General features: G+C 34.5%; 4 protein-coding genes. All 4 read right to left on the bottom strand.

Going from position 1 to position 2,073, the window contains the following annotated elements; genetic code table 11:
- Positions 1-426 (bottom strand): acetylglutamate kinase (argB, locus tag SULYE_RS07845; RefSeq protein WP_007548247.1); only part of this gene is annotated, 426 nt, incomplete at its 3' end.
- 4 nt (positions 427-430) lie between these two features.
- The gene (locus SULYE_RS07840; RefSeq protein WP_007548246.1) at positions 431-745 is read right to left on the bottom strand and encodes a hypothetical protein; all 315 of its coding nucleotides are present in this window, start codon (positions 743-745) and stop codon (positions 431-433) included.
- A 3-nt stretch (positions 746-748) separates the two neighbouring features.
- Positions 749-1,177 (bottom strand): hypothetical protein, encoded by a 429-nt coding sequence (locus tag SULYE_RS07835; protein ID WP_007548245.1) that lies wholly within the window; start codon positions 1,175-1,177, stop codon positions 749-751.
- A partial coding sequence (gene ispG, locus SULYE_RS07830) for a flavodoxin-dependent (E)-4-hydroxy-3-methylbut-2-enyl-diphosphate synthase (protein ID WP_007548243.1) occupies positions 1,170-2,073 on the bottom strand: 904 nt, incomplete at its 5' end. The genes SULYE_RS07835 and ispG, both read right to left, overlap by 8 nt.

Below are 2,073 nucleotides of genomic sequence, written 5' to 3'. Positions count from 1 at the left end.
TTCTTCTGCATCTAACTTTTTTGCTTTTATTAAACATCCGTCTTTTCCTGTAATTCCTACTGCCTTCACATGCCCGCCTGAATAACTATTTATCAGCTGAACGATGCTTTTATTTACAAGACCGCCAAGAACCATCTCAACAATATCCATTGTCTCTTTGTCTGTTACTCTCAAACCGCCAACAAATTTAGACTCTAAGCCCATTTTTTTCAAGTACTGACCTATCTGTGGTCCTCCACCGTGAACGATTACAGGATTTATTCCAATGTATTTAAGCATTATGATATCTTGTGCGAAAGCATCTCTTAAATCTGCTTTGTCCATAGCGTTTCCGCCGTATTTTATAACAAAGGTTTTACCTCTAAAATTTCTTATAAATGGTAGTGCCTCTAAAAGTATCTCAGCCTTTTCTATGATGCTTTCCAACTTTTTAAGCCTCCTCTATAAAATCTTTAAGAAAGTTTATTAGCTCTGGGTCTGCAGGCAGGTCTACCCAATATGTTCCATCTTCATGTTCTATTCTTAGAGCTTTTCCGTTGTCTAAAAAGTATATATTTGTAAGTCCTTTAGAAAAATACCATTCTAACTCTTCGGTTATTCCTTTCATTACTAAGCTGAAACTGCTTTTATATTTTATAACTTTTTTTAGCACTATAGGCGCCTTTCCAAATTCATCTATACCTTCAAGCTCATAAGAAGTAACATCTACAGCAACGCCTCTTAAGTTGAATTCTTTCTCCTCCAAATTTTACTCCTCCAATAAGGATTTTACAGACCACTGTTTGTTTTTAGATTTTCTTTCAGAAGGCTGAACTAAAGATAAAAACTCTTCAATCAATTTTTTTCTTCTTTTTTCTTCTAATTTACCGGAAAATTGTTTTGAAAAAATCTGATGCACTATCTCAATCTCTCTTTTTTTTAAAATAGAGAAATCTTTTAAGTCGTTTAATAAATTTTTGGCTTTTTTGTGTGTTAAGATTAAAACATAAGAATTTTTGTTTTTTCTAAGAGTTCCGCCGTATGCTTCTTTTACACGGATTAAAAAATCTTCCTTTTTAGACCTTAAAATGACCTCAGGATATACGCTTTTCTTTGTCCTTCCATCTTTTTTTAAAGAAAGTTTGCCACAGTTATCAAACATTCCGGCTAAATAAAATAAAAATATTTCCTTATTCATTATCCATTCTTTGAATTTCGTTTAATAACTCCTCTACCATCTCTTCTTCAGAGACTCTTTTGATCGGAACTCCTTTTTTAAATAAAATAGCTGATTTATTTCCACATGCTAATCCAATATCTGCCTCTTTCGCTTCTCCAATCGCATTGACAACGCATCCCATTATTGCAACCTTTAAAGGTTTATCTACCGATTCTAATTTTTCTTCAACTTTTTTGACAACTTCTGGCAAGTTTACTTCAATCCTTCCACATGTTGGACAGGATACAATCTCAATTCCTTTTCTTCTCAAATCCAGTGCTTGAAGAATTTGATATGCTACCTTTATCTCTTCCTCCGGGTCTGCGGTTAAAGAGACCCTTACTGTATCTCCGATGCCCTCATACAGTAAAATGCCAATACCGACAGCGGACTTTATAGACCCTCTACCTGCCGGTCCTGCTTCTGTAATACCTATATGAAGAGGTATGTCAGTTTTTTCTGCAAAGATTTTATTTGCTTTTATATTTTGAAGTACGTCAGAACCTTTTATAGAAACTTTAAAGTTTGTAAAACCTACAGATTCAAAAAACTCTGACCAGTACAAAGCACTTTCTGCTAAAGCTTCGGCAGATGGATAACCATACTTTTCAAGAAGTCTTTCTTCCAAAGAACCGGAGTTAACGCCAAGTCTAACTACAATATTTTTTTTCTTACACTCTTGAAGGATTTCTTTGATTTTTCCTTTATCGTTGATGTTTCCCGGATTGAGTCTAATTCCGTGTATACCGCTTTCTAGAGATAAAAAGGCAATTCTTGGAGAAAAATGTATATCGCCTATTACCGGTATTGGAGAATTTTTTACAATTTCCGGCAATGCTAACGCATCCTCTTCTCTTGGAACGGCTACTCTTATA

It is taken from the genome of Sulfurihydrogenibium yellowstonense SS-5 (genome assembly GCF_000173615.1).
In the GTDB taxonomy this organism is placed as follows: Bacteria; Aquificota; Aquificia; order Aquificales; family Hydrogenothermaceae; genus Sulfurihydrogenibium; species Sulfurihydrogenibium yellowstonense.
The sequence above is the reverse complement of the archived record's forward strand: the minus strand, read 5'-3'. Positions and strand labels throughout refer to the sequence as shown.